Here is a 19,443-nt window from a genome sequence, read left to right on the forward strand (position 1 = left end):
ATTTTTTACTTCATAAAGACCTAGGAGGATTCTCTTATTGTTAGATGAGAAATCAAGAAGAGTTTTTAGTTCTAAAGCATTGAATTATTTTGATGAATTAACTAAAAATATGAGCTATACCAAAACAGCTCAATTGTTAGGAATTACTCAGCCTGCTTTGACGCAACAAATCAAAAAGATTGAAAAAGTAGTGGGTGCACCATTGTTTTATAGTGTTGGTAAAAAGATTTATCTGACTGATTCTGGAACCTTGTTACTGAAAGCTACACATCAAATGTTTAATTTGATAAATAACGTTACCGACCAGATTCAACAAGAGTCCTCAGAAAGATCAGGAACGATTAGTATCGGTTTGCTTTCGACAGCAGAATCAATTGTTATTGAAGACTTTATTGTTGAATATAATCGAATCAATCCTGACGTAGTGATTGATTTGAACCTCTTGAACCGTAAAGAGTTATGGGATAATATTCAAAATAATCGGATTGATTTAGCAATTATGTATTTACCCGATAAGAGTATTAAAAGCTGGAAATTGTATCGGTCAAAAAAAATTATGAGCGATAATATTATGTTGATTCATAATGATAAGAAGATTAATAAGAAAAGAAGCGTTACTTATAAAGATGCTACGGTTAAACCATGGGCAGCATATTTAAAGAGTTACTATTTTTCTGAATTGATCAGTGAAAGGTATCGGGATGCTTTAGTAGATTTTCCACAAGTGATTGCTCGCTTTTCATCAACATACCAATTGCTGAAGTTCGCACAAGAATCTGACGATGTTTATACAATTTTACCGTTGAGTTTCTGTATTGCACATCAGGATAAATTTAAACTTTATCAAACACCACTTGAACCAGCTATCACAAGTGATTTATCATTTGTATATCGAGAGGATAAGGAAAAGATTCCTCGCTTTGAAGATTTTCTCAGTGAATGGGATAATTTTCTAGATAAGATGAGTTATGTTGATCGTCTTAAATCTTCAAGATAAATTTTATAAAGGGGCCACAATTATGCCAAAGGAAAAAGAATTAGTTTTTGGACACAAAAATCCTGATACAGATGCTGTCTCAGCAGCTGTCGCTTATTCATATTTACAAAATCAATTAGGTTACAACACTGAAGCAGTTGCTTTAGGCGAACCTAATCTAGAAACAAAATTTGTTTATGATCATTTTGATGCTAAGTATCCTCGTGTTATTTCAGCTATCAATGGTGAAGTTAAGAAAGTTATGTTAGTTGACCATAATGAAAGACAACAAAGTGTTTCTGACATTGATGATGTTCAAATCACACATGTTGTTGATCATCACCGAATTGCTAACTTTGAAACAAAATTGCCTCTCTATTACCGTGCTGAACCACTAGGCTGCGTAAGTACAATTGTTTGGAAGATGTACAACGAAGAAGAGATTGAAATTCCAACTAAGATTGCCGCTTTGATGGCTTCATCAATCATCTCTGATACTTTGTTATTAAAATCCCCTACAACAACTGATGAAGATCGTGATGCTTTAAAGGATTTGAGTAAGATTGCGGGAATCGACTATGAATCATACGGTCTTGAAATGTTAAAGGCCGGAACTAACTTAGATAGTAAGTCTACTCAAGAATTGATCGACATGGATGCTAAGAGTTTTGATATGAATGGTAACAGTGTCCGTATTGCTCAAGTAAATACTGTTGATATTGATGATACTTTGAAACGTGAAGCTGACTTTATTAAAGATATCAAAGCTGAAAATGTTGACAAGGGTTACAATTTGTTTGTACTTTTGATTACAAATATCCTAACAAGTGATACAACTGGTGTCATTATTGGTGACGATGATGCAATCAAGACTTTTGAAGAGGCCTTGAATACTAAGGTTTCTGATAACAAGGCTAGTTTACCTGGCGTTGTTTCACGTAAGAAACAAGTTGTTCCTCCATTGGATGCTAAGTTTTAATATGATTTAATCAATAAGGAATCTATCTAGATTCCTTATTTTTTAGCAAATTTGCTAATCGCTTACATTTAATAATTTATAAACAATAGGAGCTCAAAAGCGTTGTCATTTCAAGGCACAATTACTATTTAACTATATTTAAATAAGTAAAAACTAATAATAAATTTAATGAAAACAGGCACTTTTCTTGAAAACGTATTCTCAGTTTTGCTATAATATCATTATTGCTGAAAAATGCTTTTTTATCTTGAGATTAGAGGGAGTTTTTATTTAATGAATACGATGAATATTTTAATTGGCCTTATGCCAATGATTGGATGGGGTGTGTTCCCTGTTTTGACTGGTAAATTCGGAGGGAAGCCGGTTAATCAAATTGTTGGAGCAACTTATGGAACGTTTTTGTCGGCCGTTGTTGTATCGTTAGTCATGCAAACACCCATATTGACAGGAAGGGACTTCTTGTTTACTTTCTTGTCTGGTGCATGTTGGTCAATTGCACAAAGTTTGGTTTTTTATGCGTTTACAGAAATGGGTGTTTCAAGAACCATGCCTGTTTCAACTGGATTCCAATTGATTGGAACATCCCTATGGGGTGTCATCGTCCTAGGTGAATGGTCAAGCGTGACTGCTAAATTAATTGGTTTCTTCTCAATTATTTTGATTATAATTGGTGTGTATTTAACAACCTATAGTGAAAAAAAGGTTTCTGAAAGTGAATCTAACGTTGTTAAAGGTATTACATTAGTTTTGATTGCTACAATTGGTTACGTTGGTTATTCTGCTTTTCCACAAGCCGTGACTGTTGATGGTTTCCAAGCCTTTCTACCACAAGCTTTGGGAATGGCTGTTGCTTCAACTGCCTTTGCTTTTATCACTAAGAGTAATCGTGAAGCTAAGCCCTATCGTGCTAAAAGTACTTATTTAAATTTGATAAGTGGTGTGTTCTTTGCATTTGCGGCTTTGACATATCTGATCTCATCTAGAAAGGATGTAAATGGTTTAGCAACTGGTTTTACTTTGTCACAGATGAACGTAATAATCGGTACTTTAGGTGGAATTTATATTCTGCATGAATATAAAACTCATAAGGAAATGATTATGGTTGTTTCTGGTCTAGCTTTAGTTGTGATTGCTGGAATTATTACCGCCTTTATTTAAAATGAAATAGCTAAAATTGAAAATATAAAAAATGAATTTTGAGCTTTTAAATTAGTGAGATATGATATAAATATATAATTCAAAATTATTTTGAAACTATTGGCCAAATAAAGTTGATAATAGTTTGATTTAACAGTTAGAATTTGGCCTTGAAGTGTGCCCTCTGTATTGGAGACAATACAGGGGGCTTTTTTTGGACATAATAAGACAAATTCACTTAATGTTATTACCATGCATTACTATGATCCGACAAAGTTATTTGCCGCAGTTTGTTAAGAATTTTTCCCTAAAATAGAGAAGTTACTTGGTTCTACTGATGTTGACCTTCTCATAAAAAATATGATTTGTGAGGTGCTATTTATTTTATTTCAATTCCCAATTTTCAGCATTCAAAATCCTCTGACTTTTGTATTTTGCTATTAAAAAAAAGAACTCTATAATATCAAATTTTCTTGTGATTAATGATAGAAAGTAGGTTCAAGTATTATTGAAAAATAATCTGATGTGTTAAAGAATGACCGATTGGTTAAATTACTATAAGATTGAAAGTATGAAATATTTATTTAATTTGATTAACCAAAAAATACTATAATTTCATTGCTAAATTTTGCTAGATTTGAATTATTATGTATGAATTGATATAAAAATATTATTGACAGCGTTTACAAATGGTAATATGATATATTTGTAGAATTTAGTAAAACGATTTACTAATTTGGAGATGAGTCGCTTTGAGATTGAATAATAAAACAACTATAAGGGATGTTGCTAATAAGGCCGGTATCTCTGTTACTACAGTGTCTTTGATTCTTAATGGTAAAGGTAAGCGTTTCAGTGATATGACAAAGAAGAGGGTCCATGAGGCACAAAAGGAATTAGATTATTATCCTGACTATTATGCTCGTGGCATGGTAGGACAGCGAACTAATTCATTGGGGGTAGTTATTCCCAATATTATGAATCCTTTTTTTGCAAGTTTTGCTTTAAGCATAGAACAATCAGCTATTCCTAAAGGTTATTTTCCACAAATTTTTAGCGTCAATGGGTTTAAGGAGAATATCGATTTCTTTATTGAACAATTTGCTTCGGGAACTCAGAAGGGATTGATTTTATCTGCACCAGGTGCATCTAAAGAAATTGTGGACAAGCTATCCGTCCATAACAATATACCTATGGTTTTGACCGATCAGGCTGATTTAAATACGGATGATGATCGAGTACTAATTGATGAAGAATCAGCTGGTAGGGAAATTGCAAGGTACTTACTTTCACTGGGGCATAGGCGTATAGCAATTATAATTCCTTATAAGTTAACTATGAACTTAGTAAAACGTTTTACTGGATATAAGGAGGCATTTAAAGAATATGGATTAACTATCTCTGATGATCTTGTTTTTAGAACAGGATTCGGACCTGAAGGGGGTGTTGAAGCAACAAGAAAAATTATAAAGAGTGATGCGACGGCCATCATTGCTATTAATGATGATATTGCGATAGGGGTTTACAAAGGATTAAATTTATTAGGTAAGGTTGTTCCAGATGACTATTCAATTGTTGGGTTTGATGATATTAATATGAATAAATACTTAATTCCTGGATTAACAACAATATCGCAACCGATTGATCAATTAGGAGAAAAGGCTGTCGAGTTGTTGATTAATCGTATAGTATATCCAAATTGTGACAAAAAAATAGTTACTTTAAAAACAAAATTGAAAATTGGTGGATCTACTAAGAAGTTAATATAAAGAAAGAAGGATAAAAGAAGTGAAAAAAGGTATGGTTCTAAATACACAAGTATCATCAGTAATTGCTGACATGGGTCACTTTGATACACTATCAATAGGTGACGCTGGCATGCCGGTTCCAGAAGGTACCAAAAAAATTGATTTAGCGGTACAAAAGGGGCTACCAAGTTTTATTGATGTATTAAAGAACGTTTTATCGGAATTGCAAATTCAAAAGGTTTATTTGGCGGAAGAAATTAAAATTCAAAATCCAGATCAATTAGCAAATATAAAAAAAATAATTGATGTTCCAATTGAATTTATTTCACATAATGATATGAAGAAACGCCTAGGATCAAATAAAGCTTTTATTCGAACTGGGGAGGCTAGTCCATATTCTAATATTATATTGGAAAGTGGAGTTACGTTTTAAATGGAGGTGATTTTTTATGAAAATAGAGATGAAAAATATTTCCAAATCTTTTGGTACTAATAAAGTTTTAGCAGGTGTTAACTTCACAATTAGATCAGGAGAGGTCCATGCATTAATGGGAGAGAATGGTGCTGGTAAATCGACATTAATGAATATTCTGACTGGATTATATGGAGATGATGGTGGTGAAATATATATAGATGGGCATAAAACAAAATTTAAAGGACCATTAGATGCTGAGCAACATGGTATATCTTTTATTCATCAAGAAATGAATAATTTTTTGGAAATGTCAGTCGTTGACAATATGTTTTTAAATAAGGAAATTAAGAATAAATTTGGCATTATGGATGAAAATAAAATGCGTGAGAAAGCTAAATTTTATCTTGATAAGTTAGGAACAAGTATTGATGTTAACAAAGCAATTGGAACATTGAGTGTTGGACGTCAGCAAATGATTGAAATTGCTAAATCCTTAATGACAAATGCAAAGATAATCATTATGGATGAACCAACTGCTGCGTTAACTGAAAATGAAATTGAACAATTGTTTGGTGTCGTACGTGAATTGAAAAAGCAAGGGGTTGGATTTATATATATATCTCATCGAATGGAGGAGATATTTAAAATTGCTGATAAAGTTACTGTAATGCGTGATGGTATTTCAATTAATGAATATGCCACTAAGGATGTAACAATGAAACAATTGGTTAGAGATATGGTTGGTAGGGAAATAGATGATTTTTATCCCAATCGTCAACCACATTTTGGGAATGTTTCTCTTGAAGTTCAGCACTTAACAGAGAACAATGTTTTTAAAGACGTTAATTTTCAAGTTCATGAAGGTGAAATACTTGCTTTTTCAGGTCTAATGGGAGCTGGAAGAACTGAAATTATGAGATCAATATTTGGAATTGATCCACATAATGAAGGTAAGATTCTTATTGATGGTAAGGAAGTTCATATACATTCTCCACAAGAGGCTATTAAACATCAAATAGGTTTTCTGACTGAAAATCGTAAGGATGAAGGACTAATTTTAAATGATTCTTTAAGAGATAATATAGTTTTACCGTCAATTAATGGGTTTGTAAAACATGGCATAATTGATGATAATGCAGTAAACGATTTCACAAATATGCTTTTAAAAAGACTCAGTGTTAAAGCGCAAAGTGCAGAAGTTAGTGCAAAAAGCTTGAGTGGTGGAAATCAGCAAAAAGTGGTTTTAGCAAAATGGGTTGGTTCTGGATCGAGAGTGTTGATTTTGGATGAACCAACTCGAGGAGTTGATGTAGGTGCCAAACGTGAAATTTATGATTTGATGAATGAATTAACTGACCGAAATGTAGCAATTATTATGATTTCTAGTGATCTTCCAGAGGTTTTAGGGATGAGTGATAAAATTGCAGTTGTTTATGAAGGAAGAATTACGGGAATTATTGATACTAAAACTGCGACACAGGAATCGGTTATGACTTTGGCGACAGGGGGATCAAATGATGGAAGAGCAAACTAAAGTTACTTCAAAAAATAAAAAAAATAGTTTTGATTTTAAAAAGTTTATTGGTAAGATGGGGCCACTAGTAGCCTTAATAATTTTGATTATTTTGGTTACTGTTCTAAGTCCGGGGTTTATTCAACCAAGTAATCTGTTAAATTTGCTGCGACAAGTTTCGATTAACGCTGTTATTGCCTTTGGAATGACGTTTGTTATTCTAACGGGTGGAATTGATTTGTCGGTTGGCTCCATTTTAGCATTGACAGGTGCGGTTACTGCCTCAATGTTAGCAAGTGGAGTTTCTGCAGTCGTTGCTTTATTAATAGGCTTTTTAATGGGTGGAATTTTGGGATTCTTAAATGGAGTTTTAATTGCCTATGGAAAAGCAGCTCCGTTTATTGCTACTCTAGCTACTATGACGATTTTCCGTGGAGCTACATATGTATTTACTAATGGTAATCCTATTACTGGGGCTAAAATGAATAGTAGCTTTTTGTTCCAATTTATGGGACGTGGCTATTTAGTGGGAATACCTGTACCAATCTTTATTATGGCTATAGTTTATTTAATCTTGTATGTTTTGTTACATAAGACAACATTTGGACGAAAGACGTATGCATTAGGTGGTAATGAACAAGCTGCATATATTGCCGGTGTCAAAACAAAATTTGTTACTATGTGGATTTATACTATTTCTGGTTTAATGGCTGCCTTGGCAGGTGTCATTTTGACATCACGTTTAAGTTCTGCCCAACCTGATGCTGGAACATCATATGAAATGGACGCTATTGCTGCGGTTGTTTTAGGTGGAACATCATTAGCCGGTGGCAAAGGTCGGATTTTTGGAACATTGATTGGTGCTTTAATTATCGGTACATTAAATAATGGAATGAATTTATTAGGTATTTCTAGTTTCTATCAACAAATTGTTAAGGGTATCGTGATTTTGATTGCTGTGCTATTGGATAGACGTTCATCAAATGACTAATCATTCTAAGGGGGATTCTCTATTATGAAAAAATCTTTAAAACGAATTATTTTAGCAATAAGTATTTCTGCATTAGCATTCTTATCATTAGCCGGTTGCGGTAAGTCCGGTCTGGATTCAGGTAATTCAGAAGATTCTAAAGTTGAAACCAAAAAGCCCAAGGATATAAAAGTTGGAGCCTCACTTTCAACTTTATCTAATCCATTCTTTGTTTCCGTGAAGAAAGGAATTAACAATTTAGCTAAAAAAAATGGTACTAAAGTCCAGATTTCAGATGCTCAGAATGATACTGCCAAACAAAATAATGATGTTGAAGACTTAATAACCAAGAAAGTCGATGTTTTGATTATAAACCCAGTTGATTCATCGGCAATTACTCCTGCAGTTAAGGATGCAAACGAGGCTGGTATTCCTGTAATAACCGTGGATCGATCAAGTGATGGTGGGAAAGTATTATCCCTTGTAGCTTCTAATTCTACTAAAGGTGGAAAAATGGCTGCTAAATTCTTAATCGATAAATTGGGTGCTAATGCTAAAGTTGCTGAATTGCAAGGTATTCCAGGAGCATCAGCTACTCGTGAACGTGGTAAGGGATTTGATAAATACGCTAAAGGTAAACTTGATATTGTCGCCAAACAAACTGCTAGTTTCGATCGTGCTAAGGGATTGAGTACAACTGAGAACATTCTTCAAGGAAATTCTGATATTGTTGGAATTTTTTCACAAAATGATGAAATGGCCCTTGGAGCTGTTCAGGCAGTGAAAGCGACAAACAAAAATATTACTATCGTAGGATTTGATGGCGAGGAAGATGGAATTAAGGCTGTTAAATCTGGCAAGATGTCTGCAACTGTCGCTCAGCAACCGGAAGAAATGGGTAGGTTAGCATTACAAGCCGCATATAATTATTTTGATGGTAAAACTGTTAAGAAAAATATTGAATCACCATTGAAATTAGTTACAACTGAAAGTTTAAATAAATAAAAACATGATTAGAGGAGGATGTGAATTCATTTCATGTTCTCCCCTTTTGAGGAGGCACTAAGAATGACAAATAAAGTAGTTGTTATTGGAAGTATTAATGTTGACAGTATCGAACACATTGACAAGTTACCAAAGCCTGGAGAAACTATTAAAATGAATGCTTTTTCCAAAGCCGGTGGTGGCAAAGGTGCTAATCAAGCCGTTGCCGCAGTGAGATCTGGTGCAGAGACTAGCTTCATTGGTCGTGTTAGTGATGATGATAATGGCAAGATGATGTTGGAATTAATGCAAAAAGACAAGATTGATGTCAAAAACATTATCGTAACGCCTAATGAGGATACTGGACAATCATATATTCTGCTTCAAAAATCAGGTCAAAATTCAATCATTTATCAAGCTGGTGCCAATTCCTTAGTAACGGCTGAGGATATTGACAAAGCAAGTGATGTGATAAAGGCAAGTGATTTTGTCGTTACAGAATTTGAAACGCCAATTGTAGCAGCGATTGAAGCTTTCAAAATCGCTCATAAAGCTAACAAGAAGACCATTTTGAATCCTGCTCCAGCGGTTAAGGATATTCCTGAAGAACTTTTGAAATTGACTGATGTCATCACTCCTAATGAAACTGAAAGTGAATTGATTTCAGGAATCAAGATAACGGATAAAGAGTCGTTAGAAAAATCTGCTAAGTTTTATCATAATTTAGGAATTAGTTGCGTTATTATAACTTTGGGATCGAAAGGATCATTTGTTTCTTGCAAAGATATTGAAGAACAAATTTCCGCTTTCAAAGTTAAAGCAGTTGATACTACGGCAGCAGGCGATACCTTTATTGGAGCTTTGGTTGCTGAATTAAAGAGTGATTTATCTAATTTACACGATGCTATTGTATACGCCAGCAAAGCTTCATCACTAACTGTACAAAAGTTGGGAGCTCAACCATCTATTCCTAAACGTGAGCAAGTTATAAAATAAATTGAACTTAAAAAACACGCCGAAAATTAATTCGACGTGTTTTATTTAAATCAGAGAGTTTATAAATTGATTTGTATTCAAAATCTATACAAATTGGGAGGATATTTATTATAAGTAGTGTTAATGAGAAAATCACATTTTTGTAATGTGTCCATCTAAGGAGAATATTTGTCAGATATTTGTTCCTATCTGACACCTTTAATATAATTCCTAAAATTCAAATAGTTAAATTATTTGACTAGATCAGGATTGATATCTGCGTAATTTTGGAGGCAAATAGTTTGCAATGAAGTGACCGATTTCATCTAAAGAATCGCTAAATAACAGGGTGTTACGAGCCTTAATGTCCAAGAAGCCTTCTTGGGTCATGGAGTCAAAAAAGGTTTCCAATTCGTCATAATAGTGATTTATATTATAGAAGATACAGGGATGATTGCTTTCCCCGATGATAGTCCAAGAAAAGGCTTCAGAAATTTCCTCCAAGGTTCCAGGACCACCGGGTAGAGCAATGTTTGCGATGGAGTCATTAAGCATTGCTTCTTTGCGCTGAGACATATTATTGACTATTTCAAGTTCTGACAATTTATTATGTGCTAAATTACGATCATATAATTTTTGAGTAATGATTCCATGAACAAAACCGTTTTTCTCGATGACGCTGTTAGCCAAGAGATTCATTAAGCCCTTATTGCCACCACCATAAACTAATCCATAATTATTTTCGACAAGCCAATAACCGAGTTTTTGAGTATTTAATTGATAAATCTTTTGGTTGCCTGATGAGGCGCCACAATAGACTGCAATATTTTTCATATTTTTTCCTTATATATTAAAATTTGTTTCACGCTTTAAACGTCTATAGTATAAGACAGAAGCCGTATCCAAGGCGTCTAAAGCTCGCAGTTGATCTTCTGAGAGCTCTCTAGTGCTTAATGCTAGTAAGATGAATGTCGTGTAAAGCTTTTTAGGAGAAAGATCTAAGTTGGTACTGTCACTGTCCCGCTTTAAATCTCGGTGTAAAGCGGTAACAGTTAGTAGTGGGGAATTGGCAGCCTTATTACGACTCAAGAAAAGGTTATCGTTATCCCAATAATTTTTGTATGGTTCAATATATGTTTGATAGGTACTTAGAAATTTTCTTTGATCAAGGTCGAAGTTTAACTGATTGAACTTTTTATAAAAATCAGGGGCCAGGGCTTCTTTATAATTAAATCCCTTAGAGATAATGAGAATTAATAGTCTTGTATAAATACTCAAATCTGCTTTTAGATAGTCAGGCAATTTTAAAAAAACAGTCACGGGAAAGTCTGATTGTTTTGGGACCGTGACACTGTTGATATTTAACGTGGGAATTTCAGGAGTTTTTTTGAGACTGAAGAGATATTTGAAATAAACATTGAGATTGCTAATGACTTTATTGATGGTACTAGGACTCAATTCTAGTTTTTCTAACATGAAATCTTTGAACAGTCTAACGTCCATTTCGTGGACATCAGTAATTTTTTCAGAAATTTTATAGTCAGTATTATGCTGAATCGTATAATTGAAAAAGTCATTTAAAGAATTCATATATTCCGTGTGTGCTTTGGCAGAAATATGTCTAGTTTTTAGATAAGCATTGAAACCAGATAGATAGGGAATTTTAACCATATTGTTGCCTCCTAACTTTACTTTTATTATATCTTAGTTGCTTTGATACACAAATAACGATAGTAATCAGAGTCTGACTACTATCGTTATTTTTTGTACGTTTTAATCTGTTTTATTTAATTGACAGCAATATCCAAAGCTTGGTCGCCAGCTTTCACATCATGTTCTGAAAATTCCCCCATATCCTTAACAGCATCAGAATTAGTAATGATTGTCATGATGGCAGGATCTTTACCAGAATCCTTTACCTGTTTGAGATTCATAGTAGCTATTTTCTGACCTGTTTTAACAGTCTGACCTTCTTTAATAAACATTTCAAAAGGTTTACCTTTTAATTCAACTGTATCAATTCCCAGATGAAGCATGATTTCTAAACCGTGTTTAGAAGTTATCATTAAAGCATGCTTTGTAGGGAAGACGGTTCCAACTATTCCTCCGATTGGAGCTACGATTGTGTTGTCTGTTGGAGCTAAAGCATAGCCATCACCCATGAGTTTTTGTGAAAAAACTGGATCACTGACTTTATCCAAATGGATCAACTTACCGGTTGCTGGTGCAACGAATTCATCAAGCTTTTTTCTAGAAAACAACCCCATATTTTATATCTTCCTCTCTTATTTACCGTATATGTGACGTAGAGTAATAGACATTTTACTTAGTTAGGTTAAACTTCCAAGTCTAACTTGTAAGCGCTTAACATACTTATATATAGTATAACTACTATTTTGTGTTTTCAATAGAAATTTAATTTATTATAATATTAATGATAGAAAAATGTGTATTGGTTGATTAGGTATCTTTAAAGAGAGGAAGTCATATTATATTGTCAATTTATTTTCATTCATACTTTATTAGGCAACATTATTATGTAATTGGTGCCTCTAAGGATGGATTAGTCTTTGTTGGTTCGCAGGATAAAGGATTTGAAGAGTTAAAAAGGATTTATCCAAGTGGGAAAATTATAGATGACAATGGCAGGACACAATTCTATGCTCAACAAATTGAAGAATATTTAGCTGGATGTCGTAAGGATTTTGATATTCCAATAGATGTCAATGGGACTACTTTTCAAAAATCAGTTTGGAAAGAGTTATTAAAAATTCCATATGGACAGACAAGAACTTACACGCAAATAGCGGAGGCTATTAATCGACCCACTGCAATTAGAGCAGTGGCCACAGCTATTGGTAAAAATCCATTGCTAATAGTGATTCCTTGTCATCGTGTAGTGGCTAAGTCAAGGAAGCTAGGTGGGTATCGTGGTGGTTTAACAATGAAACGGGAATTGTTACAATTAGAGTCTGATAAATGAAGTGCATCAGTAGTTTTCTGATACACTTTTTTGCTATTTGAATGTATAAATGCTATATTCACACCGTTATATGAGTGAGTGAACACTCACCTTAAGCGATATAGGTGTTAATTTTTTTCTATAAAGGGATTATTAATGGACATTTCTACGTAATTTCAATTAGAACTATTTCAGTTACTACAAATAAAATGAATATCGAAGGGTTTAACAATTATGGATGACGTGTTTCAAGGCTTTAACAACTGGTTAGATATAAAAACTATGCCTAATGGGAAGAGAAGAGTAATTAAAGCAGCTGTAACGCTTTTTTCTAGACAGGGCTTTGAACATCAACTTCACAGATTGCTCAAGAGTCGCAAATGAGTCAAGCAACTATTTTTAAATATTTTAGATCGAAGAAAGAATTATTACTGTTCATTATTAAACCGATGATTGAGAATATTTTACCGACTACTCAACGAATCTTACAGGATAATCATGATGGTTTGATTAGTTGGGTGCATTTTCTTGTAAATGATCGTTATCATTTTTTATCACGCAATAGGGATGCAGCTATTATTTTGATTTCACAAGTTTTAATTGATGAGCAAGTTAGGGGGATGCTTTTGGATAGGGTAAGTTACTCAAAAAGTCTATTTGCTAAAAAAGTTTGGGAAAACCTATTGATTTCCGATGAAATTAGGGATGACTTGAGTATGCCTGATTTCATTCAGCTTGTTTTAGGACAGATCCTTTTCTACTTTTTACAAAGTCAACGTATCGAGGTAATTGATGATCCAAGACAAATTAATCGTGATTTGCAAAGGATTGAACGGACAATAATTCTGGCAATTAGAAAATAAATTCAAAGAAAAATTGTGATATGCTTAAACTAGTATTTTGAGATATTTTGAGGAGAGTTTAACCTTGAATTTAGAAGCTATTTTAAAAGAGAGATTTGGTTACGACACATTTAGAGCTGGTCAAAGAGAATTAATTGAAAAGGTCTTGGATGGTCAAAAAGCTATGGGTATCATGCCTACTGGTGGTGGTAAATCAATTTGCTATCAGTTGCCGGCTACTATTTTGCCTGGGATAACTTTGGTTGTTTCGCCATTGATTTCTCTTATGAAGGATCAGGTTGACAGTTTAAATGAGGTTGGTATACCGGCCACCTTCTTAAATAGTACAGTAGAATGGCTCGACCGTGAGGAGCGGATGCGCTATATTGAAACTGGCGCCGTGAAGCTCCTTTTTGTTGCTCCTGAAAAAATTGTAGATGATGAATTTTACAGTTGGCTATCACAGTTAGATATTTCATTAATTGCAATTGATGAGGCTCATGTACTGTCTTCATGGGGGCATGATTTTCGAAATAGTTACTTGAAGATGATCAAGCCACTGAAACAATTGTCTGGAGAGCCTGCTTGGTTGGCACTGACTGCTACTGCAACCGAACAAGTACAAGATGACTTAGCTGACATTTTAGAGATTCCAAATGAAAATATTGTTAAAACAGGATTTGCTAGAACTAATTTAACCTTAAAAATTGAGCGTGGTGTTGATAAAGTAAAATTTGTTTCCAATTATGTTTTGAGTCACGCAGATGAATCAGGGATTATTTATGCGGGACGTCGTGAAGATGTTGATAATATTTATACTTTTCTCCAGAAAAAAGGTATCAGGGTAGGGCGTTATCATGCTGGATTGAGTGATCAAGAGCGGCATCAACAACAAGAAGATTTCTTGTATGACCGAATAGATGTTATTGTGGCAACCAATGCTTTTGGTATGGGTATCAACAAGACTAACGTTCGTTATGTGTTGCATTTTACTATACCTGGTACAATTGAGAATTATTATCAAGAAGTAGGTCGTGCGGGACGTGATGGGCTACCAGCAGAGGCCGTCTTATTATATGCTCCAGTCGACTTGCAACTGCATCGATTCTTTATTGGAAAATCTTTGGGTGATGATCAATATAAGATGAGTCTGACCAACAAACTCTTTAAGATGAGTCAGTATGCTGAAACCGAATCCTGCTTGATGAAGTTCATTTTGGACTACTTTGGCGAAGAAGATACTCAGCCTTGTGGTAAATGCTCTAATTGCTTGGACAATCGGGAAGTAGTAGACATCACAGCTGACGCTCAGAAGGCTTTGAGCTGTATTGTAAGGATGGATCAAAGATATGGTAAAAAGATGGTTACGCGCGTCCTAGTTGGGAAAGATGATGTAGCAAATGATTGGCACCATTTTGAAAAGCTGTCGACGTTTGGAATCTTCAAGGATAATACTTTGAAGCAAACTAGTCGATTGCTTGATTTTTTAAGTGCTAATGGCTTTCTTAAGAGTAGTGGAGGAAAGTATCAGACGCTCTTGTTGTCTGATAAGGGGTTGAAAGTACTTAAAGGCGATTTGAATGTTGTTAGAAGAAGAGAGCAAGTAAATACTGAGATTAAGACTAAAACGATGGTGGCCGATGGTAGTTTTGATGTTGACTTGTTTGAAGATTTACGTAAATTAAGATTAGAATTAGCCCGGAAGCAAGGAATAGCACCATTCATGATTTTTTCTGATAAGACATTGAAAAACATGTGTGAGATGATGCCAACTAGTACTGAAGAATTTCTGTCAGTTAGTGGTGTCGGTAAAGTTAAACTTGAACAGTACGGAGAAACTTTCTTGACAGCAATTACAGAATTTCAAAAAACTAAACAGAGAATATCTTAGAATGAAACTTTTAGTATTTCTGAATGTTTTACGAAAACATTAAAGCAAAACGAAAAAAAGAGCAAACAAATTGAAAAAAATCGCAGTAATCTCAGATATACATGGAAATTTTAATGCCCTAAAGAATGTTTTAAAAGATTCGAAAGAACAAGGCGTTGAAGAATATTGGTTCTTAGGAGATTTATTAATGCCAGGACCTGGAACTAATTCGATTTTAGAACTTCTTAAGTCCGTTAATACTACTATAAAATTACGTGGAAACTGGGACGACTTTTTATTTGAAGATATTCTTTCTATCAGCAAGCAATATATTGATGAACCGCAGACAACTTACATTGTAGAGCTCTATAAATACGTCACTGAACATCTGGATCACAAGTACTTGAATGAAATGCGGCAATGGCCAATTTATTCTAAAACTAAAGTTGGTAAATTAAATATTTTATTAGCACATAATTATCCGCAAAAAAATTTTGATCATGAATTGTTGCCATATGCAGACCAAAAGAACTTTGACACATTATTATTTGAGAAACCATATGATATAGCAATCTATGGGCATACACATCATCAACTAATGAGGACCAGTAGCAAAGATCAATTAGTTATTAATCCCGGTTCGATTGGACAACCATACACTGCATGGAATAATTTCAATGCTGACAGACGTGCTCAGTATGCTATTTTAACTTTCGATGATATAGGATATCGTGGAATTGATTTTAGAAAGGTTTCTTATTCAATTACTGACGAATTAAAATTCGCTCAAGCTAATCAATTACCATTTTTTGAGCTTTATAAAAGAATCTTTACAGATGGTAAAGCTTTTACACACAATAATGCAGTTTTAGATGAAGTAATTGCAAAGCATCATTATAAAGAAGCAACTTTGAAATATCTTAAAGAATTATCGAATTCAAAAGATGATAGACAATAAGATGTTGCATTTGGGATTGACATCTTCCCAAATAATACGGCTTCTTATAATACATATTATGTAACCTTAAATAATAATATTTAAATAGGACGTATAAAAATTCACCCTATTTATTTTTTTGGCTTTTTTAGTTTATCTACAATGATTTATAATTATTGGACTCGCTAGCAATAAATCTTTTTTGGAAAGTTTATTGTTATATTAAATCTACTAAATCAGTTGGACGATTTTGGTTAAATTAATTTATTAACCAGAAATTTGAGCGTCATTGAATCGCTTTAGACGTAGAATTACCCATTAAATAATCGAACGAGTTCATAGAATTAACGTCATTAATTTATGATTGACTATACGATTATAATCCTAATTAGTTTATATAGACTTTAAATCGAATTTACTAGAATGCATAAAAATGTTTTGACTAGTATTTATCTATATAACTAAATAACACTTAAGCCTTGATATAACAATGATTCAAGGCATAAATGACGGATAAATTTGCTGAATTAATCATTTTTACCATTGCTTTATTAAACTGAAATCCCTGGATTGTGGGCATATTTGACGTATTTTGAATGTTTTGTTAAATGTAGTTTTGAAATAATATGAATAATTAACTGGATTTAGTATTTTAATTAATGGGTTGAAGTCTAATTTTTTAGCATTAGTAGGTTTCTTTAAAAGTACTTTCATTAAAACTAACATTTTAATGAAAGTACAACAGGAAAATGCAACTAACAATTTTAAAACTAATTGAAAATAAGTTATCTGAAATTCTTTGATTCGTTAACAAACATTATCGGACTAAAATTACTGTACCACTATCCCATATATACCTGTATCAATATTTGCCCGTAGTTTACAGTTTATTTAACTGATTGTGATCATTCTGTCCCCCGTCGAGTCGATCAGCTATTTATTATTAAAGTTTAATAATAAATCAAAAAAATCCTCAAATGATATTTCATTCAAGGACCCTTTTAGTTCGAGCTTTAATTTTATAAATCATGTTCTATTTCTCTAATTTTGTGTAACATGTTGTCAGTCCCCGGCTGACTGATACCATAGCTACCACATTGGTATTTCTTGTCGTCATCGATAATCTTGACCACAAAATCAGCAATGCTAGCTCGAGAGATCATTGTGCCTTTAAAGGTTTCACCTTTAGTGGTCAACTCATAGTCAATCTTAGGATCATTAGTCATATAAGCAGCACGGATGATCGTATAAGATAATTGACTATTTTCAATAATCTTAGCTGCTCGTCTAGTATCTTCTTTTGATTCATGACCTACATAGTTTTCAACCCATGAACCAAAAGGATTGGGTACTTCATGATAAAGACCAGAACCGGTAATCCAAATCAAACGTTGAACTTTAGTTTTTTCCATTGCTTCGACGATATTTTTAGCCCAATGTTCCATTTGCCCGTTAAGATTCGCATAAACAACATCTTGACCGGACATAACTTTACTTAATAATTCTTTATCACTGACGTCCCCATCAACGATTTTAACATTGTTGGCTTGATTCAATTGGTGCAAACGATAAGCATTTCTAAGAACTAAAGTCAATTGATAATCGGGATTATTCAACAAGTTGGTTTCAACAATCCGAGCTATTTTACCATTAGCGCCTAAAACTAATATATTTGTCATCTAACTTATTATCTCCTTCAAAGTTGCTTATTTAAATTGCATTGTAGTGTTACCCACTCCATCAAAAATGGAAACATCGGAACTGATATGACCGACTATTTGTAAGTCACTGATAATTTCACCAGTTTGTTTATAAAAAATCACAAAGCTGTGTCTTGGTGTCCAATAGGCAATATCTCCTACTTTATAACCGCTAGTCTTGGCTTTTTTAGCTGGCAACTTTTCATTGAATCGATAAGTCATTTCGCGTGAATAAAGATTCATCATCTTCACGTTCAGTGGAAAATGATTTAATAAAGCTTGAGCAGTATCACTGTTGTTGAAATCTGCCTCTAGAGTTTGTCCATTCATATTAATAGTTACTTTTGTCATTTAATTATCCTCAATTCTTGGCTCTTAATTTAATTGCTTGTTGTGCCAATATTTTATTGTTTATTGTATCTAGGAACTCATTATAGAAAAAACCATTAGCTAATCCAGTCAAATTACTTAAAGCGTATACCGTCAATGTATAATCATGTGGTTTATCTGGTGGAACTGGGCCAGCATAATGATTGATCACATAATCGTTATTCAAAGAATAGAATCGTGAATACCAACTATTCTTACCTTGCGGTCCTTCAAAATTACGACTAAAATCTGCGGGTATTTCATTAGTAACAGGAATATCAGCCGCTAACCAATGAATGAAAGGAAAACCGGTTCTTAAAACAGCGTCATAATCAATCAAAGATATTGCCAAAGCTTTCGTATCTTGGGGCAAAATTTCTAACTGAATTGGAAACGAGACGACTGGCTGTTCACTAATTTTTGTTGTTGCAAATTTACTATATTCGTCCGGAATAAAACCATTTTTTAAAGCAACATTTATTTTCATATTTTCTCCTTTTTTAATAAAATGTCCGACTGCCGATATTGTGAAGTGAAATCAGACATGAGTACTATTGTTAGATAATAATAAGCACTTTATTTCTTATTCAAAATGTGATCATAATTTACAACTCTCATTTGCTGTCGATTATGCTTATTAATGATGATTTTCTCACCATAAGGAGCAAGCTTAATCGTTCGTTTACCGATGATCTTCCAAGTGCCTGAATAAATGTCCTTGACCCCATGTTGATTTTCGTGCCATTTATGATTCTTGGTAAAAGTTATTTTTTGATGAATACTTTTATTATGATGGTTGATCCAAACTCCAGTGATATCTTTAGTAGTTATTTTTTTCACTTGTGAACTTCGACTGTTATCGTCAGCATTAGTTTGATCTGTTGGACCATAGCGAAAACTGACAAATAACAAAATTGCGATGAATAATAAGGTGCTGATGATACCCTTAAACTTTTTGTTCATTAGAATTTCCTTTCTGTTAAGCTCATTCTTGATTACAAGTACTAGTATAATAGGTCTTGTAAATAATTGAAGAATCTAATGATTAATGTAGTGTTAACTAAAG

General features: G+C 33.5%; 21 protein-coding genes. 14 read left to right on the forward strand and 7 right to left on the reverse strand.

The annotated features are described in order from the left end of the window. Positions 1–37 precede the first annotated feature (37 nt). From LA20249_RS02550 to rbsK, 9 genes are all read left to right on the forward strand, one after another. Positions 38–997 carry a LysR family transcriptional regulator gene (locus LA20249_RS02550; protein WP_057739505.1) on the forward strand — a complete coding sequence of 320 codons (960 nt, stop codon included), beginning with the start codon at positions 38–40 and terminating at the stop codon, positions 995–997. A 22-nt stretch (positions 998–1,019) separates the two neighbouring features. Beyond that, positions 1,020–1,955, forward strand: a complete 936-nt coding sequence (locus LA20249_RS02555; protein WP_057739862.1) for a manganese-dependent inorganic pyrophosphatase — start codon at positions 1,020–1,022, stop codon at positions 1,953–1,955. A gap of 273 nt (positions 1,956–2,228) precedes the next feature. Beyond that, positions 2,229–3,113: a ribose/proton symporter RbsU gene (gene rbsU / locus LA20249_RS02560; protein ID WP_057739507.1), complete on the forward strand. Its 885-nt coding sequence runs from the start codon at positions 2,229–2,231 to the stop codon at positions 3,111–3,113. A gap of 731 nt (positions 3,114–3,844) precedes the next feature. Further along, positions 3,845–4,861, forward strand: coding sequence for a LacI family DNA-binding transcriptional regulator (locus LA20249_RS02565; protein WP_057739509.1), 1,017 nt, complete (start codon positions 3,845–3,847; stop codon positions 4,859–4,861). A gap of 19 nt (positions 4,862–4,880) precedes the next feature. Next, positions 4,881–5,273, forward strand: a complete 393-nt coding sequence (gene rbsD, locus LA20249_RS02570; protein ID WP_057739511.1) for a D-ribose pyranase — start codon at positions 4,881–4,883, stop codon at positions 5,271–5,273. Positions 5,274–5,289: 16 nt separating this feature from the next. After that, the gene (locus LA20249_RS02575) at positions 5,290–6,789 is read left to right on the forward strand and encodes a sugar ABC transporter ATP-binding protein (protein ID WP_057739513.1); all 1,500 of its coding nucleotides are present in this window, start codon (positions 5,290–5,292) and stop codon (positions 6,787–6,789) included. Continuing rightward, complete coding sequence (locus LA20249_RS02580; RefSeq protein ID WP_057739515.1) at positions 6,773–7,759, forward strand: ABC transporter permease subunit; 987 nt, start codon at positions 6,773–6,775, stop codon at positions 7,757–7,759. The genes LA20249_RS02575 and LA20249_RS02580 overlap by 17 nt, the downstream gene beginning before the upstream one ends. 24 nt (positions 7,760–7,783) lie before the next feature. Continuing rightward, positions 7,784–8,743, forward strand: a complete 960-nt coding sequence (locus tag LA20249_RS02585; RefSeq protein WP_057739516.1) for a D-ribose ABC transporter substrate-binding protein — start codon at positions 7,784–7,786, stop codon at positions 8,741–8,743. Between the two features lie 63 nt (positions 8,744–8,806). Then, the gene (gene rbsK, locus LA20249_RS02590; RefSeq protein WP_057739517.1) at positions 8,807–9,718 is read left to right on the forward strand and encodes a ribokinase; all 912 of its coding nucleotides are present in this window, start codon (positions 8,807–8,809) and stop codon (positions 9,716–9,718) included. A 243-nt stretch (positions 9,719–9,961) separates the two neighbouring features. On the opposite strand, the gene LA20249_RS02595 is transcribed toward rbsK, so the two are convergent. From LA20249_RS02595 to LA20249_RS02605, 3 genes are all read right to left on the reverse strand, one after another. Continuing rightward, the gene (locus LA20249_RS02595; RefSeq protein ID WP_057739520.1) at positions 9,962–10,531 is read right to left on the reverse strand and encodes an LOG family protein; all 570 of its coding nucleotides are present in this window, start codon (positions 10,529–10,531) and stop codon (positions 9,962–9,964) included. Between the two features lie 9 nt (positions 10,532–10,540). Next, a complete protein-coding gene (locus LA20249_RS02600; RefSeq protein WP_057739522.1) occupies positions 10,541–11,368 on the reverse strand; it encodes a site-specific integrase in 828 nt (275 codons plus the stop codon). 116 nt (positions 11,369–11,484) lie between these two features. Beyond that, positions 11,485–11,964 (reverse strand): PTS sugar transporter subunit IIA, encoded by a 480-nt coding sequence (locus LA20249_RS02605; protein WP_057739524.1) that lies wholly within the window; start codon positions 11,962–11,964, stop codon positions 11,485–11,487. A gap of 227 nt (positions 11,965–12,191) precedes the next feature. On the opposite strand from LA20249_RS02605, the gene LA20249_RS02610 reads away from it, so the two are divergent. The 5 genes from LA20249_RS02610 to LA20249_RS02625 all read left to right on the forward strand — a co-directional run bounded on the left by LA20249_RS02610 (position 12,192) and on the right by LA20249_RS02625 (position 16,329). Further along, a complete protein-coding gene (locus LA20249_RS02610; protein WP_269467166.1) occupies positions 12,192–12,680 on the forward strand; it encodes a methylated-DNA--[protein]-cysteine S-methyltransferase in 489 nt (162 codons plus the stop codon). A 213-nt stretch (positions 12,681–12,893) separates the two neighbouring features. After that, on the forward strand, positions 12,894–13,043 hold the full coding sequence (locus tag LA20249_RS11640; RefSeq protein WP_157054445.1) for a hypothetical protein: 150 nt from the start codon (positions 12,894–12,896) through the stop codon (positions 13,041–13,043). After that, on the forward strand, positions 13,040–13,522 hold the full coding sequence (locus tag LA20249_RS02615; protein WP_057739528.1) for a TetR/AcrR family transcriptional regulator: 483 nt from the start codon (positions 13,040–13,042) through the stop codon (positions 13,520–13,522). Before LA20249_RS11640 ends, LA20249_RS02615 begins: the two co-directional genes overlap by 4 nt. 64 nt (positions 13,523–13,586) lie before the next feature. Next, complete coding sequence (gene recQ / locus LA20249_RS02620; RefSeq protein WP_057739531.1) at positions 13,587–15,392, forward strand: DNA helicase RecQ; 1,806 nt, start codon at positions 13,587–13,589, stop codon at positions 15,390–15,392. Positions 15,393–15,462: 70 nt separating this feature from the next. After that, positions 15,463–16,329: a metallophosphoesterase family protein gene (locus LA20249_RS02625; RefSeq protein WP_057739533.1), complete on the forward strand. Its 867-nt coding sequence runs from the start codon at positions 15,463–15,465 to the stop codon at positions 16,327–16,329. 998 nt (positions 16,330–17,327) lie between these two features. On the opposite strand, the gene LA20249_RS02630 is transcribed toward LA20249_RS02625, so the two are convergent. The 4 genes from LA20249_RS02630 to LA20249_RS02645 all read right to left on the reverse strand — a co-directional run bounded on the left by LA20249_RS02630 (position 17,328) and on the right by LA20249_RS02645 (position 19,340). After that, positions 17,328–17,987 carry an NAD(P)H-binding protein gene (locus LA20249_RS02630; RefSeq protein ID WP_057739535.1) on the reverse strand — a complete coding sequence of 220 codons (660 nt, stop codon included), beginning with the start codon at positions 17,985–17,987 and terminating at the stop codon, positions 17,328–17,330. A 27-nt stretch (positions 17,988–18,014) separates the two neighbouring features. Further along, positions 18,015–18,359, reverse strand: a complete 345-nt coding sequence (locus LA20249_RS02635) for a cyclophilin-like fold protein (RefSeq protein ID WP_057739537.1) — start codon at positions 18,357–18,359, stop codon at positions 18,015–18,017. Between the two features lie 10 nt (positions 18,360–18,369). Next, positions 18,370–18,864, reverse strand: coding sequence for a YbhB/YbcL family Raf kinase inhibitor-like protein (locus tag LA20249_RS02640; RefSeq protein ID WP_057739539.1), 495 nt, complete (start codon positions 18,862–18,864; stop codon positions 18,370–18,372). Positions 18,865–18,953: 89 nt separating this feature from the next. Beyond that, positions 18,954–19,340 carry a hypothetical protein gene (locus tag LA20249_RS02645; RefSeq protein ID WP_057739541.1) on the reverse strand — a complete coding sequence of 129 codons (387 nt, stop codon included), beginning with the start codon at positions 19,338–19,340 and terminating at the stop codon, positions 18,954–18,956. Positions 19,341–19,443 lie beyond the last annotated feature (103 nt).

Origin of the sequence: Companilactobacillus alimentarius DSM 20249 (assembly GCF_002849895.1) — a bacterium.
Classification (GTDB): domain Bacteria; phylum Bacillota; class Bacilli; order Lactobacillales; family Lactobacillaceae; genus Companilactobacillus; species Companilactobacillus alimentarius.

What these genes read in the sequence shown, in the direction of transcription:
- LA20249_RS02640 (WP_057739539.1), bottom strand. Translation starts at nt 18,864, where the DNA reads ATGAAAATAAATGTTGCTTTAAAAAATGGTTTTATTCCGGACGAATAT.
- LA20249_RS02585 (WP_057739516.1), top strand. Translation starts at nt 7,784, where the DNA reads ATGAAAAAATCTTTAAAACGAATTATTTTAGCAATAAGTATTTCTGCA.
- LA20249_RS02630 (WP_057739535.1), bottom strand. Translation starts at nt 17,987, where the DNA reads ATGACAAATATATTAGTTTTAGGCGCTAATGGTAAAATAGCTCGGATT.
- LA20249_RS02555 (WP_057739862.1), top strand. Translation starts at nt 1,020, where the DNA reads ATGCCAAAGGAAAAAGAATTAGTTTTTGGACACAAAAATCCTGATACA.
- LA20249_RS02615 (WP_057739528.1), top strand. Translation starts at nt 13,040, where the DNA reads ATGAGTCAAGCAACTATTTTTAAATATTTTAGATCGAAGAAAGAATTA.
- rbsU (WP_057739507.1), top strand. Translation starts at nt 2,229, where the DNA reads ATGAATACGATGAATATTTTAATTGGCCTTATGCCAATGATTGGATGG.
- LA20249_RS02580 (WP_057739515.1), top strand. Translation starts at nt 6,773, where the DNA reads ATGGAAGAGCAAACTAAAGTTACTTCAAAAAATAAAAAAAATAGTTTT.
- LA20249_RS11640 (WP_157054445.1), top strand. Translation starts at nt 12,894, where the DNA reads ATGGATGACGTGTTTCAAGGCTTTAACAACTGGTTAGATATAAAAACT.
- rbsK (WP_057739517.1), top strand. Translation starts at nt 8,807, where the DNA reads ATGACAAATAAAGTAGTTGTTATTGGAAGTATTAATGTTGACAGTATC.
- LA20249_RS02575 (WP_057739513.1), top strand. Translation starts at nt 5,290, where the DNA reads ATGAAAATAGAGATGAAAAATATTTCCAAATCTTTTGGTACTAATAAA.
- LA20249_RS02595 (WP_057739520.1), bottom strand. Translation starts at nt 10,531, where the DNA reads ATGAAAAATATTGCAGTCTATTGTGGCGCCTCATCAGGCAACCAAAAG.
- LA20249_RS02600 (WP_057739522.1), bottom strand. Translation starts at nt 11,368, where the DNA reads ATGGTTAAAATTCCCTATCTATCTGGTTTCAATGCTTATCTAAAAACT.
- LA20249_RS02605 (WP_057739524.1), bottom strand. Translation starts at nt 11,964, where the DNA reads ATGGGGTTGTTTTCTAGAAAAAAGCTTGATGAATTCGTTGCACCAGCA.
- LA20249_RS02635 (WP_057739537.1), bottom strand. Translation starts at nt 18,359, where the DNA reads ATGACAAAAGTAACTATTAATATGAATGGACAAACTCTAGAGGCAGAT.
- LA20249_RS02645 (WP_057739541.1), bottom strand. Translation starts at nt 19,340, where the DNA reads ATGAACAAAAAGTTTAAGGGTATCATCAGCACCTTATTATTCATCGCA.